Source organism: Stenotrophomonas sp. ZAC14D2_NAIMI4_6 (assembly GCF_003086875.1).
Lineage (GTDB): Bacteria > Pseudomonadota > Gammaproteobacteria > Xanthomonadales > Xanthomonadaceae > Stenotrophomonas.
The window spans coordinates 235,786-250,800 of record NZ_CP025996.1; the positions used below are offsets into that span (position 1 = coordinate 235,786).

Here is a 15,015-nt window from a genome sequence, read left to right on the forward strand (position 1 = left end):
CGAAAACGGCGGGGGCAACCCCGCCGTTTTTCATTATGTAGAGTCGAGCCATGCTCGACTGGCCGTACCCGGGAACCTCTCCCGCCGATGTGTGGTCTGATCCACCTACCACCCACCCGGAGCCTGTCATGGATGCTGTTGCCCGCCCTCCCTTTTCCCAACGCGCACTGGTCTGGCTGAAGAAAGAAGCCCTGCCGCTGCTGGTGATGCTGGGCCTGCTCGCCGCCGCCCGTGACACCCTGGCCAACCACTACGTGGTGCCCAGCGGCTCGATGCAGCCCACCCTGCAGCCCGGCGACCGCGTGGTGGTGGACATGCGCGCCTATGGCCTGCGCCTGCCGTTCACCCACCAGCAACTGCTGGCCACCGGCACCCCGCAGCGCGGCGAAGTAGCCGTGTTCGATTCGCCCGCCGACGGCACCCGATTGATCAAGCGCGTGGTGGCCGTGGCCGGTGACCATGTGCAGCTGCACGGCGGCCACCTGACCATCAACGGCCAGCCGCTGCAGATCGCCGGGCTGGCCGATACCGAAGCCTTCGGCCCGCGCCAGGCGCAGCTGGACCTGGACATGGGCGGTGGCCCTGACATCGCCGACCTGCAGGTGCCGGCCGGCAAGGTGCTGGTGCTGGGCGACCACCGCGGCAACAGCTTCGACGGCCGCTTCTTCGGTTTCGTCGATGCCGATGCCCTCTACGGGCGTGCGGTGTCGGTGTACTACCGCCGCGGCGACGGCTTCGAGTGGCAGCGGCTGTAAGCTGAATTGATACGTTCTACATATCAATCCTGACCTATCAGGTTATGGATCGACTGGATGAGGCGGCCTACGCTGGCCGCCTGATCCCCATCTTGGCCGCCCCCACGGCCACCCGATTCCATGACTGGCGAAACCGCGGCGGCCGACAGCGCCCGCCCCCGTACCCTCGATTCCGGCACTGACACCCGCATCCAGCAGGGCACCCCGGCGTTCCGCCGTACCGCGGTGGCGCTGTTCCTGGCCGGTTTTTCCACCTTCGGCCTGCTGTACACGGTGCAGCCGCTGCTGCCCGAGTTCAGCCGCCACTTCGGCGTGTCGGCCGCCGGCAGCGCGATGTCGCTGTCGCTGAGTACCGGCACGCTGGCGGTGGCGATGCTGCTGGCCGGCCTGCTGTCCGATGCGGTGGGGCGACGGCCGTTGATGATCGCGGCCCTGATGGCCTCGGCGCTGCTGTCGCTGTGCACCGCGCTGGTGGACGACTGGACCACGATGCTGGTGCTGCGCACCCTGCTGGGCCTGGCCTTGAGCGGCGTGCCGGCGGTGGCCATGACCTACCTGGTGGAGGAAATGGACAGCCGCGCGCTGGGCCTGGCCATGGGCCTGTACATCGGCGGCAATGCCATTGGCGGCATGAGCGGGCGCCTGCTGGCCGGCATCATTGCCGATCATTGGGGCTGGCGCTGGGGCATCGGCGCGGTGTCGATCATTGCGGTGGCCAGCACCGTGCTGCTGTGGCTGCAGCTGCCGCCGTCGCGGCACTTCCAGGCCCGTCGCGGTGGCCTGCGCCAGTTGCCGTCGCGCTGGCGCACCCTGTTTGCCGACCCAGGCCTGCCGTGGCTGTTCGCCACCTCGTTCGTGCTGATGGGCGTGTTCGTCACCCTCTACAACTACCTGGGCTACCACCTGCTGGCGCCGCCGTACCACCTCAGCCAGACCGTGGTCGGGCTGATCTTCAGTGTCTACCTGGTGGGAACCTTCAGCTCGGCGTGGATGGGCCAGCTGGCGATGCGGCATGGGCGGGGCCGCATCCTGACCATTTCCTTCGGCCTGATCGGCGCCGGCATCGTGCTGCTGATGCTGCCGTGGCTGGCGACCATGGCGGTGGGCATCGCGCTGGTCACCTTCGGTTTCTTCGGCGGGCATTCAGTGGCCAGCAGCTGGGTCGGCAGCCGCGCCGGTTCGATGCGTGCCGAAGCCTCGGCTCTGTACCTGTTCGCCTACTACCTGGGCAGCAGCGTGCTGGGCGCCGTGGGCGGGCTGGCCTACGCCGCGTGGGATTGGCTGGGCGTGTGCCTGTTCACCGGCGTGTTGACCCTGCTCGGCGGCGGCATCATCTGGGCGCTGCAGCAGCGCGCCCCGCAGCCGGTGACCGCCTGAACCCCGCCGGGTTCCGCGCGCGTCCGCTCTGGTAGGTGCCGACCTTGGTCGGCACTCTGGCGCGAGCCAACCAAGGTTGGCCACTACCACTACAAGGTGCCGCGCTCATTACGCCGCGAATGCCCCACGCAGCAAGCCGGCGAAATTGCGGATCAACCCCGCAGCCGGTGACCGCCTGAACTCCCGGCGGGTTCCGCGTGCGTCCGCTCTGGTAGGTGCCGACCTTGGTCGGCACTCTGGCGCGGGCCAACCAAGGTTGGCCACTACCACTACAAGGTGCCCGCGGTCATTCCGCCGCGAATGCGCCACGCAGCAAACCGGCGAAATTGCGGATCAACGGCGTCACCCCTTCGCGGCGCCACGCCAGCTGTACTTCCGAATGCGCACCGGCGTCGGCCAGCGCCACGAAGCGCGCGCCTTCCACGCGGATGTGATCGCACGACGCCGGCAGGATCGCCGCACCGAGGCCCGCGGCGGCCAGGCTGATCAGGGTCGACGCTTCGCCCGCCTCCTGCACGATGCGCGGGGTGAACCCCGCCGCCGCGCACAGCGCGATCATGTGGTCGTGGATACCGGCACCGGCGCTGCGGCGGAAGGCCACGAAGGGTTCCTGGGCGAAATCGCGCAGCGACAGCGCGCCGCTGGCCGACAGCCGGCGCAGGGCAGGGTGGTCGGCATGCACGATCAGCGCCAGTGGATCGACGAACAGGCTGTGCGCCACCAGCTCCGGCGGCAAGGTGCGCTTGCGGATGATGCCCACGTCCAGGCTGCCGTCCAGCAGCGCATCGATCTGCTGCAGGGTGTTCATCTCGCTCAGCTGCAGCCGCACCTGCGGGTACTGCTGGCGGTAATGCAGGATCGAACGTGGAATCTGCGGCGACAGCGGCGTGGCCCGGGTCAGGCCGATATGCAGTTCCCCCTGCTCGCCGCGCTGCGCACGCTGCACCTCCTCCACCGCGCTTTCCACCTGCAACACGATGGCCCGCGCGCGCTCCTGCAGCAGCTCGCCGGCAGGCGTCAGCTGCACCCGGCGATGGCTGCGCACGAACAGGCGCGCCCCGATCAGTTCTTCCAACTGCCGGATCTGCTGGCTGAGCGGCGGTTGCGACATGCCCAGCCGCTCGGCCGCCTGGCCGAAGTGCAGCGTATCGGCGACGGCCAGGAAGTAACGCAGGTGGCGAAGTTCGATGGACATGGGCTCAGTCTATACAGGGGGGCAGATCCCGTCGTGCAGCGGCGGGCTCTGACCCCGGTAGGTCAAGCGCATCCACGCATGGCGTGGATCTACCGTGTCGACCAAGGTCGACACCTACCAAGAGCCGAACCTACCGCTCTGAATGCCCGCTCTGGTCGTAATCGCGCGGGCTGAACAACTCCGGCTGCACCAGGTCGATGAACGCCCGCGCCTGCGCCGACAGCGCCTTGCCCCGGCGCACGATCACCCCGTAGCTGCGCTCCGGGAACCAGCGTTTCATCGACCGCGCCGCTAGCCGTTCGCCGTCGCTTTCGTGCAGGCACAGCGCCGGCACGATGGAAATGCCCATGCCCATCGCCACGTACTGCTTGATCACTTCCCAACCGCCCACTTCCAGCGCAACGGTGTACGCAATGCGGTGGCGCTGGAACACCTGGTCCACCAGCCGGTAGGTGATCTGCCGCTTCGGTGGCAACACCAAGGGGTAGCGCGCGATGTCGGCCAGTTCCAGCTCGCCGCCGCTGGCCAGCGGATGGTCGTGCGGGGCAATCAGCACCTGCTCGAAACGGTAGGCCGGGGCATAGGTCAGGTCGGCCGGCACGTCGGTCATCGAACCGATGGCCAGGTCGGCCGCATCCTCGCGCAGCAGGTCGGTGCCGTCGGCGCTGATCGCGTTGTGCAGGGTCAGGCGCACATCGGGATGGTGCTGGCGGAAGCGTTCGACGATCTTCGGCAGCAGGTACAGGATGGTGGAACTGTTGGCGGCGATGTTCAGTTCGCCCGCGTCCATCCCGCGCACCTTGTCGCGGAAGCGTGCCTCCAGTCCGTCCAGGCTTTCCACCAGCGGCTGCGCCATCTCGTACAGCAGCTGGCCCTCACGGCTGGGCACCAGGCGCCGCCCGCTGCGCTCGAACAGCGGCACCCCCAGCTCGCGTTCCAGCGCCTGCAACTGCAGGCTGATGGCCGGCTGGCTGACGAACAGCGCCTCAGCTGCCCGTGAGACCGAGCCCAGCCGCACCGTCTGGCAGAACGCGCGCAGCGGCTTCAGCCGGTCGGATTTGTAGGAAAAACGCGGACTTGGCGGGCTGCGTGTGGGCATGGCGTCACAAGTATTAGCACGTTTTATGTAAAGCATTGCAAAAACTGTTTTGCCAAATACTAGGGCGCGGCGGCACTTTGGGGGCGTTCCCCCACCGCTGGAGTTGCCCCATGTTCGCCGTCGCTTCCGCCGTTCCCTCCACCCCGGCCAAGGCCACCCCCGGCATCGCCCTGGCGACCCGCGTGGCCGGCCAGGACACCGTGCTGCCGGCGCCGCTGCTGGCCCTGCTGGTGTCGCTGCACCGCGCGGTGGAACCGGGTCGGCAGGCGCGGCTGCAGGCCCGTCGTGAGCGCCAGGCGTTCTTTGACCAGGGCGGCCTGCCGGATTTCCGCGCTGACACCGCCGCGATCCGCAGCGGCGACTGGACCGTGGCGCCGCTGCCGGCCGCGCTGCAGGACCGCCGCGTGGAAATCACCGGCCCGACCGACCCGAAGATGGTCATCAACGCGCTGAACTCCGGCGCGAAGGTGTTCATGGCCGACTTCGAGGATTCCACCTCGCCCACCTGGCGCAACCTGCTGGCCGGGCAGCAGTCGCTGGCCGCCGCCGTGCGTGGCGATCTGCAATTCACCGCCGCCAATGGCAAGCACTACACCCTGCGCCCCTTTGAGGAACAGGCGGTGCTGATCGTGCGCCCGCGTGGCTGGCACCTGGACGAAAAGCACGTGGCCGTGGACGGCCAGCCGCTGGCCGGTGGCCTGTTCGACGCGGCCGTGTTCGCCTTCCACAACGCCCGCGCGCTGCAGGCCAAGGATCGCGGCCCGTACTTCTACCTGCCCAAGCTGCAGAGCATGGAAGAGGCCGCGCTGTGGGAAACCGCGCTGTCGCACATCGAAGGCATGCTGGGCCTGCCGCACGGGCAGATCAAGGTGACCGTGCTGATCGAAACGCTGCCGGCCGTGTTCGAGATGGACGAGATCCTGCACGCGCTGCGTGACCGCATCGTCGGCCTGAACTGCGGGCGCTGGGATTACATCTTCTCCTACCTGAAGACCTTCCGCCGCCACGCCGACCGGGTGCTGCCCGAGCGTGGCCAGGTGACCATGACCCAGCCGTTCCTGAAGGCCTATTCTGAACTGCTGATCCAGACCTGCCACCGCCGCGGTGCGCATGCGATGGGTGGCATGGCCGCACAGATTCCGATCAACCACGATGCCGCGGCCAACGAGCAGGCCATGGCCCGCGTGCGCGCCGACAAGCTGCGCGAAGTCAGCGCCGGCCACGATGGCACCTGGGTCGCGCACCCGGCGCTGATTCCGGTGGCGCAGGCAATCTTCGACGAACACATGCCGGGCCCGAACCAGCACAGCGTGCTGCGCCAGGACGTGCGCGTGGGCCGCGACGAGCTGATTGCACGGCCGCCGGGCAGCATCACCCGCGCTGGTTTCGAGGGCAACGTGGAAGTCTGCGTGCGCTACCTGGCCGCCTGGCTGGACGGCAACGGCTGCGTGCCGATCCACCACCTGATGGAAGATGCGGCCACCGCCGAGATCAGCCGCAGCCAGCTGTGGCAGTGGCTGCACACGCCGGGGCAGCAGCTGGACGATGGCACCGCCATCGACCTGGGCCTGCTCGACACCACCCTGGCGCAGCTGCCGGCACGACTGGGCGACACCAGTGCGCTGCCCGGCGGCAGCCGCATTGCCGAAGCCATCACCCTGCTGGGCGAACTGAGCCGCAGCAACGACCTGACCGATTTCCTGACCCTGCCGGCCTACGCGCGCATCGACTGACCGCTGCGCGCCGTCCCACGCCGCTTCCTTCCCCGCTGCACCCGCTGCACGAACCGAACTGGAGAAAGACATGAGCACGCTGCCCACTGCCGAACAGATCCAGCACGACTGGGACACCCACCCGCGCTGGGAAGGCATCCAGCGCAACTACAGCGCCGCCGACGTGGTGCGCCTGCGCGGCACGGTCCATATCGAGCATTCGCTGGCCCGGCTGGGCGCGGAAAAGCTGTGGGCGTCGCTGCACGAGCGTGAGTTCGTCAATGCGCTGGGCGCGCTGACCGGCAACCAGGCCATGCAGCAGGTCAAGGCCGGGCTGAAGGCGATCTATCTGTCGGGCTGGCAGGTGGCCGCCGATGCCAACCTGGCCGGGCAGATGTACCCGGACCAGTCGCTGTACCCGGCCGATTCGGTGCCGGCGGTGGTCAAGCGCATCAACAACACCCTGCTGCGCGCCGACCAGTTGCACCATGCCGAAGGCAAGGACGAGATCGATTTCCTGCAGCCCATCGTGGCCGACGCCGAGGCCGGTTTCGGCGGCGTGCTCAATGCCTTCGAGCTGATGAAGGCGATGATTGAAGCCGGTGCGGCGGGCGTGCACTTCGAAGACCAGCTGGCGTCGGTGAAGAAGTGCGGGCACATGGGCGGCAAGGTGCTGGTGCCGACCCGCGAGGCGATCGAGAAGCTCAACGCCGCGCGCCTGGCCGCCGACGTGCTGGGCGTGCCGACCCTGCTGGTGGCGCGCACCGATGCCGAAGCGGCCGATCTGCTGACCAGCGACATCGATGCCAACGACCGCCCGTTCACCACCGGCGAGCGCACCGTGGAAGGCTTCTACAAGACCCGCAACGGTCTGGACCAGGCGATCAGCCGCGGCCTGGCCTACGCCCCCTACGCTGATCTGGTGTGGTGCGAGACCGGCAAGCCGGACCTGGAATTCGCACGGAAATTCGCCGAAGCGATCCACGCGAAGTTCCCCGGCAAGCTGCTGGCCTACAACTGCTCGCCCAGCTTCAACTGGAAGAAGAACCTGGACGACGCCACCATCGCCAAGTTCCAGCGCGAGCTGGGCAGCTATGGCTACAAGTTCCAGTTCATCACCCTGGCCGGCTTCCACGCGCTGAACTACGGCATGTTCAACCTGGCCCACGGCTACGCGCGCCGCCAGATGAGCGCCTTCGTGGAACTGCAGGAGGCCGAATTCGAAGCCGCCGAGCGTGGTTTCACCGCCGTGAAGCACCAGCGCGAAGTGGGCACTGGGTATTTCGATGCGGTGACCCAGGCGATCCAGCAGGGGCAGTCCTCGACCACCGCGCTGACCGGTTCGACCGAGGAAGAACAGTTCCACGGCGGGCGCAGCGAACGCGCGGCCTGAGCCGAATCCCGCCGGCCCCGGTCCGTAGAGTCGAGCTTGCTCAACTGACGCAATCCGGCCGGCCCCGGCCTACGACCCCCGATCAGGGTGGCCAGGGAAGGGCCAGACGACGCCGGCAGGTCGGGGGACCTGCCGGCGTTGTTGTAAGCGAAGTGAGCACTGCGTCAGCTGAATAGGCGCTGCGCGGGGTAACCCACCGGGATCTGCGGCGATTTGACGCAAAATGAGAAGCGGCGCACAGTTTCAAGCGGTGCTATGCTCCGCTGCTCACCAGGGGACGCTGGCGGCAGGGAATGACCGGCAGGGGTTCAGCCGAGACATCAGACATGACATCCGGTATCGCCACAGCGGCGATGGCCGGGATGACGCATGCCGTGCTTTCCGACGCTGAAGTGGCCCTGTTCGCGCAGTTTGCCCAGCCGCGCCCGCTGCCGGCCGGCCAGTGGTTGTTCCTGCGCGGGCACCCCGGCCAGAGCATGTACGTCATCCTGGAAGGCCAGATTGAACTGGACTTCGGCGAAGACCTGCTGGTGAAGACCCTGGGCCGCCACGAGTTCTTCGGTGAACTGGGCCTGCTGATGGGCAACCACGCCCGCAGCGCCGGCGCCCGCGCGATGAGCGACTGCACGGTGCTGGAACTGGGCCCGGATGCGTTCCAGCGCCTGGTCGATGCCGATCCCGGTCTGGTGGCGCAGTTCCTGCGCCGCACGATCATGCGCGTGCTGGCCAACGAACAGGCCCTGATCAGCCAGCTGCGGCGGCGCAACCACGACCTGGAAACCGCGCTGGACAACCTGTACATCACCACCCACCAGCTCACCCATACCCGCGAGCTGGTGCGTACCGATGAACTGACCGGACTGCACAACCGCCGCGGCCTGACCCTGTACCTGAAGGAATCGCGCGCGCACCCCGACGGCCCGCCGCAGGCGCTGCTGCTGATCGACTGCGACCACTTCAAGCAGATCAACGACCGCCATGGCCACCAGGCCGGCGACCGCGTGCTGCAGAGCATGGGCAACATCCTGCGTTCAATGGCCGGCGAGCACGATCTGGCCTGCCGCCTGGGCGGCGATGAGTTCTGCCTGATCCTGCGCCGCGCCGACCGCGAGGCCGCCCAGCACGCCGCCGAGTTCATCCTCAGCGCCGTGCACGGCCTGCTGGAACGCGGCCACGGCACCCCGCACGTCAGCCTGGCCAGCATTGGCGTCAGCATGCTGGTACCTGAGGCCGACTGGAGCGAGTGGTATGCCGGTGCCGATCGGGCGCTTTACGAAGCAAAGCGCGCCGGCGGAAACTGCCTGCGATGGGCCCACGGCCCGGACGTACAATGAGCGGAGACCCAGGTGATGAACGGCGACACCGGAACGTCGACCCCGCACAGCCCGCAGCTGCGCGCGTTGCTCTTCACCGATCTCTGCGACTCACTTACCCTGGTTGAACGTATAGGTGACAGTGCAGCCGCAGAACTTTTCCAGGACCATGACCGCTTGGTGCTGCGGCTTCAGCAGACCTGGAACGGACGCCTGATCGATCGGTCCGATGGCCTGTTCCTGCTGTTCGAACGCCCGATCGACGCACTGGGGTTCGCACTTGACTACCAGAGTGAACTGGCCGTGCTTGGCACCGCGCGCAATGTCAGCCTCCGTGCCCGCGCGGGCTTGAACGTGGGCGAAGTCATCCTCTGGAACAACAGTGCCGAGGCCGTGGCCCACGGTGCCAAGCCGGTCGAGGTCGAGGGGCTGGCCAAGCCCATGGCCGCGCGGCTCATGCAGCTGGCCCGCCCTGGGCAGATCCTGGTATCGGCGTCGGCCGAGTCGACGGTCCGGCGCAGCGCCGGCGAGCTGGGCAGCCGAGGACAGAGTCTTCAGTGGAAATCACATGGTCGCTGGCGCTTCAAGGGCATCGCCAGCGAACAGGAAGTGTTCGAGGTCGGCGTGCCGGGTGAGGCCGAATTCCGCAGGCCTCGCAGCCACGGCAAGGCGCGCCGCTCGATTGCGTGGTGGCGCAGACCCCTGCCTATGGCGATGAATGCCGTAGCGGCGCTGGTGTTGGCTTTCATCGGCTGGTCGCTGTTGCGACCCGCGCCTGCCATCGCTTTCGCCGAACGCGAATGGATCGTGCTGGCGGACGTACAGAACCTGTCCGGCAACATGTTGCTGGACGATGGCTTCGAACAGGCCTTCCGCATCAGCCTGGAGCAGTCCCGGTACGTCAATGTGCTCAGCAACATGAAGGTGCAGGACACGTTGGAGCGGATGCGCCAGGAGCGTGGCCTGCTGGACACGCAGGCTGCAGTGGAAGTCGCGCTGCGTGAAGGCGCACGTGCGGTCGTGGTGCCGCGTGTGGAAGAGCTGCATGGTCGCTTGCGGGTGACTGCGCAGCTGATCGATCCCACCACCGGCAAGGTGGTGTGGACCACGCATGCCGAGCAGCGGGGGATGGAATCGCTGTTTGCCTCCACTGATGCGGTCACGGTGGCCCTGCGCAACGAGCTGGGCGAGGCCATGAAGCAGGTTTCGCAGACGTCGCTGCCGCTGCCGCAGGTGGCCACCAGTGATCTGGATGCACTGCACGCCTATGCGATAGGCCTGCAGGCCTACGGCGATGGCCATTACAACGAAGCGCTGCGCTTCTTCGAGCAGGCATCGCGCTTCGATCCCCTGTTCGCCTTCGCTTATCTGGGGCAGATGCGGGTCTATGTCGCCCGCGGTGATCTGGACAACGCCCGGCGCATGCTGAACCGTGCCGGTGGCATCCGTGCCCGCCTTCCCGGCCGTGATCGCCTGTATCTGGATGCATGGCGTACCGAGCTGGAAGATGGCCGCCTCGAGGAGGTGTCCGCCAAATGGAAGCTGCTGGCTGATCTGTATCCGGATTATCACGGTGCCCACGCGAACTACGCCTGGGCCATGCAGACCCTGGGGCGCTATCCCGAATCCGAAGCGTCGGCCAGGAAGGCCACCGTTGCCGCCAATCCCCTGCAGTCCATCGCATGGCAGGATGTCGGCCGCGCGCAGCTTGCCCAGAACAACTATGCCGGTGCATTGGAAAGCTACCGCGTATCCGCCAGGTTGGGGCGATGGACCAGCAACCGCCACCTCGTTGCGGCCACGGCAGCGTCAGGTGACCTCGCCGGTGCCCAGCGAATGATCGACGGCGAACCCGATCGGGGGTTTGGCAACGGCTTGGAAGGCGTTGCCGTGGCGGTCGATGCCGGCCACGCCGCGCGTGCCGCCGCCGCCAACAAGCGCGCGCTGAAGGCCTGCGGAGAAAGCGTGCTGGCCTGCCAGATGTTCGAGCTCCAGGCGCTGCTGCTGGCTACCGAAAGCGGTCGTCCAGCGGACGCTTCGGCTTTTGATCGCGTCACTCGCGGACTGCTGGCCCGCGTCAAGGCGACCAAGGGACAGGATCGCGCCGAATGGATGTTTCTGGCCGCAGCGGCGGCCTATGGCGCGCAGCGGGCAGACCATGCACAGGTGGCAGGCGATCTATTGCCTGTCCTGAAGGAACTGTCCGATTCGGTCGGCGACCTGCGGAGTCGGCAGATGGTGACCTTGGTCGAGGCCAACGCCGACCGCCTGCAGGGGCATGCGGCAGAAGCCCTTGCCCGTCTGCAGCCTCTGTTGGATGGTACTGAACTGTTCCAGGCGCGCGTTGTGCGCTGGCAAGCACTGGCGGCCGAGCACGACCCGGGCGAGCCGGAAGCACGCCAGTGGCTGCTGGCCAATGCAGGCCGTGCCTATGCGGAAAGTGCGGGGTCCTACGTGATGCAGCTGGTCAACACCAGCGAACTGCGCCGGGCCCGCACCTGGGCCTCGGCGCAGCAGAACGCATCCCTTACGGTGCCGGCGGGTGCCGCAGCTGCGCGTCAATCTCGCCACTGACGAAGCAGTGGGGCACGCGGAACACTGCATCGGCGGTGAGGCGTTCCACCAAGCGGTCGCGCGCCTGGGCAAACTCCTCCTTGCTGGCCAGTGGGCCCTGGGTGCTGCAATCCTTGCACGCCTCGGCAACATCGGGTGCAATCGCGCCCAGCGCCTTGGCCGGGGTTTCATGGAAAACAGCTCGGAACGCGTCGTCGCTGGACAGCAGGTCGAGCAGCTGCAGCGCTTGCTCGGGGGAGAGCAGGGGAAGATCGGGGGTCATTCTACGGCCTCTGGTTCTGGGAAAAAGCGCGATGGCAGTTGCATGATGCCAGTGCAGGTAGCGGCGGCGGCCGCGATGGCTTGAGCCGACAGTTCCAGCTGCTGCGGCCGAAAACCTCTCTGTCGACTTCCCGGACCACCGCCATGCCCGTACCCCGCTTCCGCCGCTGCCAGCAGCTCATGATCGAACTGCGCACGGTCGAACACTACGCTGTGGCCGACCTGCTGGCGGGTGGAACCTCGGTCGTCAGCAGCACGCAGTGGGTGGCCGTTGCTCCGCATCTGGACGCAGGGGTCGTGCTGGACGAGGACATGCTGCTGGCATTGGGGCGGATGCCCGCTGCGCAATGGACGGAAGACGGTCCGCAGTTTTCGCGTGGCGTCATCGCGCGTCTGTGCCAAGCCGGCCTCGTGTTCGGCGATGGCGATGAGGATCACGCGTGGCAGGAGGCCGAGCGAGCCTTGTCAGCCACCTCCTGGTGGACGCCTGCGGCGGTCATGCATCGGCTCGCGCGCTGGCAGAACCAGGACAGTGTCACAGCACTGCGCGAAGCGGGACTGGAGACGGCAGCGGGCCTGTGCAGGCAACTGGGTCCGCCACCGCCGGCATGTGCCGAGCCTGGAGAGCGCGCCATCGATCTGGTGGTGCCTGATGAAGTGCCCTTCGATGCCTGGCTCAAACAGCGCGCTACCTGCCGCAACTTTGATCGCACACGCCTGCTCGACCTTGCCACGCTCTCACAGCTGCTATGGCGGGTGTTCGCCAGTCATGGAGAGCAGCGCGAAGGTGATGACGCGATCTTCCTGAAGAAGAACGTGCCCTCTGCGGGGGGATTGCATCCCACCGAGGCCTTCCTGCTGGTCCAGTCCGTCCTGGGCCTGGAGCCCGGCCTGTACCGCTACCATCCCATCGACCACAGCCTCAGCCCCGTTGCTGGGCCGATTGACGATCCCGCTGCGTTGGCCCGGCGGTTTGTTGCCGGGCAGCAGTGGTTCGCCGATGCCCATGTTCAGGTGATACTTGCACCACGCTTTGCGCGTACCTTCTGGAAGTATCGCCAGCATCCGAAGGCCTACCGTGCGGTGATTCTCGACGTTGGTCACGCCTCGCAGCTGCTGCTTTCGTGTGCGACCGAGGCCCGGCTGGGCGCCTTCGTCACCGCCGCGATCAATGAGCAGGATATCGAGCAGGTACTCGAGCTGGATCCGATGCAGCAGAGCCCCATGGCCATCTGTGGGATTGGCTGGCGCAGTGAGCTGATGACAACCAGTGAGTTCGATCCCGGCCGCCAGGTCTGGCAGCCGGGAACCTGAAACCGTCAACCCGCCTCGAAATCCACCAGCACCGCGCCATCCCCCACCTGGTCGCCCGCCTTGGCGCGGTACCCCTTCACCGTGCCATCGGCCGGTGCCTGCAGGGTGTGCTCCATCTTCATGGCTTCCAAAACGACCAGCGGCGTGCCGCGCTTCACCTGGGTGCCGGCCTGGACCAGGGTGGCCACGATCCTGCCCGGCATCGGTGCCAGCAGGCTGCCGGCATCGGTGCTGGCGGTGTCCGATTCGGCAACCGGATCGTGCAGGGTGAAGCGGTGCTGGCCCTCTGCATCGAACAGGAACAGCTGGCCGCCGTCGCGCAGCAGCTGCGCCGACCGGCGCCGGCCACCTACCTGCAACGTCAGGTGCTGTGCATCGGCGGTGCCGATCAGCGTTGCCGGCGCCGCGTCATCGCACTGCACGCGCCAGCCGTCGGCCTGCGCCCACACCTTCAGCGTGCGCGTGCGCTCGCCCTGCTGCAGCGGCAGCACGCGCGCTGCGGCGGCACCCAGGCGCCAGCCGTCCTGCGCCTGCCAGGGCGAATGCGGATCGCGTGCATCGCTGCCGGCACGCGCGGCGCTGGCCACGGCCGCGACGGCCGCCAGCTGCCACAGATCGTCATCGGCATCGCCCACTGCATTCAGTGCGGTCTGCTCGCGTTCGATCAGCGCGGTATCCAGCTTCGCGTTGGCAAACGAATCGGTGTTCACCAGCCGGCGCAGGAAGCCGGCATTGGTGGTCACGCCCACTACCTGGCAGTCGGCCAGGGCCTGGCTCATGCGGCGCAGCGCGGCATCGCGGTCCACGTCCCAGACGATCAGCTTGGCAATCATCGGGTCGTAGTACGGGGTGATGCTGTCGCCTTCCTCTACGCCGGTATCCACGCGCACGTTCGCCGACGGCGTCGGCAGTCGCAGGCGGCGCAGGGTGCCGGTGGACGGCAGGAAGCCGCGGTCGGCATCTTCGGCATACAGCCGCGCTTCGATGGCGTGGCCGTGGATGGCCAATTGCTCCTGGCGCAGCGGCATCGGCTGGCCAGCCGCAACACGCAGCTGCCACTCCACCAGATCGGTGCCGGTGATGAACTCGGTCACCGGATGTTCCACCTGCAGGCGGGTGTTCATTTCCATGAAGTAGAAATCGCCATCCGGACCGGCAATGAACTCCACCGTGCCGGCGCCCACGTAGCCCACCGCGCGCGCGGCATCGACGGCCGCCTTGCCCATGGCCGCGCGGCGCTCGGCGCTCATGCCCGGCGCCGGTGCTTCTTCCAGCACCTTCTGGTGGCGGCGCTGCACCGAGCAGTCGCGCTCGAACAGGTAGACCGCATCACCGTGGGTATCGCCGAACACCTGGATCTCGATGTGGCGCGGGCGCTCGACATACTTTTCGACCAGCACATGGTCGTTGCCGAAGGCCGATGCGGCCTCGCGCTGGCAGCTGGCCAGCGCATCGACGAAATCGTCGCTGCGTTCAACCTTGCGCATGCCCTTGCCACCGCCACCGGCGCTGGCCTTGATCAGCACCGGGTAGCCGATGGCATCGGCCTGTTCGCGCAGGAAGGCCGGTGCCTGCTGGTCGCCGTGGTAGCCCGGGGTCAGCGGTACGCCGGCCTGGGCCATCAGCGCCTTGGCCGCGCTCTTGTCGCCCATCGCGCGGATGGCGCTGGCCGGCGGGCCAATGAAGGTGATGCCCGCAGCGGCACACGCATCGGCGAAGTCCGCATTCTCGGACAGGAAGCCATAACCGGGATGGATGGCCTGCGCACCTGTGCGCCGCGCCGCGTCCAGCAGCACGTCGGCGCGCAGGTAGCTGTCGCGGGCGGCGGCCGGGCCGATATGCACGGCCTCGTCGGCCAGGCGCACGTGGCGCGCGGTGCGGTCGGCATCGGAATACACCGCCACGGTGGCGATGCCCAGGCGACGGCAGGTGGCAATCACGCGGCAGGCGATTTCGCCACGGTTGGCGATCAGGATCTTGGTGAACATGGCAACGGGCTTCATGGGAGCGTGCTCGGTCATG

The 15,015-nt window shown here is 67.4% G+C and carries 11 protein-coding genes; 7 read left to right on the plus strand and 4 right to left on the minus strand.

All coding sequences use genetic code 11. The features are described 5' to 3' along the window. The first annotated feature begins 128 nt into the window (after positions 1-128). Together lepB and C1933_RS00985 are read left to right on the plus strand one after the other, a co-directional pair. Positions 129-755 (plus strand): signal peptidase I, encoded by a 627-nt coding sequence (lepB, locus tag C1933_RS00980; RefSeq protein WP_108751823.1) that lies wholly within the window; start codon positions 129-131, stop codon positions 753-755. 120 nt (positions 756-875) lie between these two features. Beyond that, positions 876-2,132, plus strand: a complete 1,257-nt coding sequence (locus C1933_RS00985) for an MFS transporter (RefSeq protein ID WP_108751824.1) — start codon at positions 876-878, stop codon at positions 2,130-2,132. A gap of 286 nt (positions 2,133-2,418) precedes the next feature. Here the strand turns inward: C1933_RS00985 and C1933_RS00990 are convergent, their stop codons facing one another. Further along, positions 2,419-3,327: a LysR family transcriptional regulator gene (locus C1933_RS00990; protein ID WP_108751825.1), complete on the minus strand. Its 909-nt coding sequence runs from the start codon at positions 3,325-3,327 to the stop codon at positions 2,419-2,421. A gap of 130 nt (positions 3,328-3,457) precedes the next feature. Then, a complete protein-coding gene (locus C1933_RS00995) occupies positions 3,458-4,426 on the minus strand; it encodes a LysR family transcriptional regulator (RefSeq protein ID WP_108748102.1) in 969 nt (322 codons plus the stop codon). Between the two features lie 110 nt (positions 4,427-4,536). Here C1933_RS00995 and aceB point away from each other — a divergent pair, with 110 nt between their 5' ends. From aceB to C1933_RS01015, 4 genes are all read left to right on the plus strand, one after another. Beyond that, positions 4,537-6,159, plus strand: a complete 1,623-nt coding sequence (gene aceB / locus C1933_RS01000; protein ID WP_108751826.1) for a malate synthase A — start codon at positions 4,537-4,539, stop codon at positions 6,157-6,159. A 70-nt stretch (positions 6,160-6,229) separates the two neighbouring features. After that, positions 6,230-7,531, plus strand: a complete 1,302-nt coding sequence (gene aceA, locus C1933_RS01005) for an isocitrate lyase (RefSeq protein WP_108748104.1) — start codon at positions 6,230-6,232, stop codon at positions 7,529-7,531. 293 nt (positions 7,532-7,824) lie between these two features. Then, positions 7,825-8,865, plus strand: a complete 1,041-nt coding sequence (locus tag C1933_RS01010; protein ID WP_108751827.1) for a GGDEF domain-containing protein — start codon at positions 7,825-7,827, stop codon at positions 8,863-8,865. Between the two features lie 15 nt (positions 8,866-8,880). Next, a complete protein-coding gene (locus C1933_RS01015; RefSeq protein ID WP_108751828.1) occupies positions 8,881-11,418 on the plus strand; it encodes a putative peptide modification system cyclase in 2,538 nt (845 codons plus the stop codon). Here the strand turns inward: C1933_RS01015 and C1933_RS01020 are convergent. Further along, on the minus strand, positions 11,372-11,680 hold the full coding sequence (locus C1933_RS01020; protein WP_108751829.1) for an NHLP-related RiPP peptide: 309 nt from the start codon (positions 11,678-11,680) through the stop codon (positions 11,372-11,374). The genes C1933_RS01015 and C1933_RS01020 overlap by 47 nt on opposite strands. 143 nt (positions 11,681-11,823) lie before the next feature. Between C1933_RS01020 and C1933_RS01025 the strand changes: the two genes are divergently transcribed. Next, positions 11,824-12,993 carry a putative peptide maturation dehydrogenase gene (locus C1933_RS01025; RefSeq protein WP_108754690.1) on the plus strand — a complete coding sequence of 390 codons (1,170 nt, stop codon included), beginning with the start codon at positions 11,824-11,826 and terminating at the stop codon, positions 12,991-12,993. Between the two features lie 5 nt (positions 12,994-12,998). Here C1933_RS01025 and C1933_RS01030 read toward each other — a convergent pair whose 3' ends face one another. Continuing rightward, positions 12,999-14,981: an acetyl/propionyl/methylcrotonyl-CoA carboxylase subunit alpha gene (locus tag C1933_RS01030; protein WP_108754691.1), complete on the minus strand. Its 1,983-nt coding sequence runs from the start codon at positions 14,979-14,981 to the stop codon at positions 12,999-13,001. Positions 14,982-15,015: the final 34 nt, after the last annotated feature.

Excerpts from the sequence above, each read along its gene's own strand:
- lepB (WP_108751823.1), top strand. The coding sequence starts at position 129 with ATGGATGCTGTTGCCCGCCCTCCCTTTTCCCAACGCGCACTGGTCTGG.
- C1933_RS00985 (WP_108751824.1), top strand. The coding sequence starts at position 876 with ATGACTGGCGAAACCGCGGCGGCCGACAGCGCCCGCCCCCGTACCCTC.
- C1933_RS00990 (WP_108751825.1), bottom strand. The coding sequence starts at position 3,327 with ATGTCCATCGAACTTCGCCACCTGCGTTACTTCCTGGCCGTCGCCGAT.
- C1933_RS00995 (WP_108748102.1), bottom strand. The coding sequence starts at position 4,426 with ATGCCCACACGCAGCCCGCCAAGTCCGCGTTTTTCCTACAAATCCGAC.
- aceB (WP_108751826.1), top strand. The coding sequence starts at position 4,537 with ATGTTCGCCGTCGCTTCCGCCGTTCCCTCCACCCCGGCCAAGGCCACC.
- aceA (WP_108748104.1), top strand. The coding sequence starts at position 6,230 with ATGAGCACGCTGCCCACTGCCGAACAGATCCAGCACGACTGGGACACC.
- C1933_RS01010 (WP_108751827.1), top strand. The coding sequence starts at position 7,825 with ATGACCGGCAGGGGTTCAGCCGAGACATCAGACATGACATCCGGTATC.
- C1933_RS01015 (WP_108751828.1), top strand. The coding sequence starts at position 8,881 with ATGAACGGCGACACCGGAACGTCGACCCCGCACAGCCCGCAGCTGCGC.
- C1933_RS01020 (WP_108751829.1), bottom strand. The coding sequence starts at position 11,680 with ATGACCCCCGATCTTCCCCTGCTCTCCCCCGAGCAAGCGCTGCAGCTG.
- C1933_RS01025 (WP_108754690.1), top strand. The coding sequence starts at position 11,824 with ATGCCCGTACCCCGCTTCCGCCGCTGCCAGCAGCTCATGATCGAACTG.
- C1933_RS01030 (WP_108754691.1), bottom strand. The coding sequence starts at position 14,981 with ATGTTCACCAAGATCCTGATCGCCAACCGTGGCGAAATCGCCTGCCGC.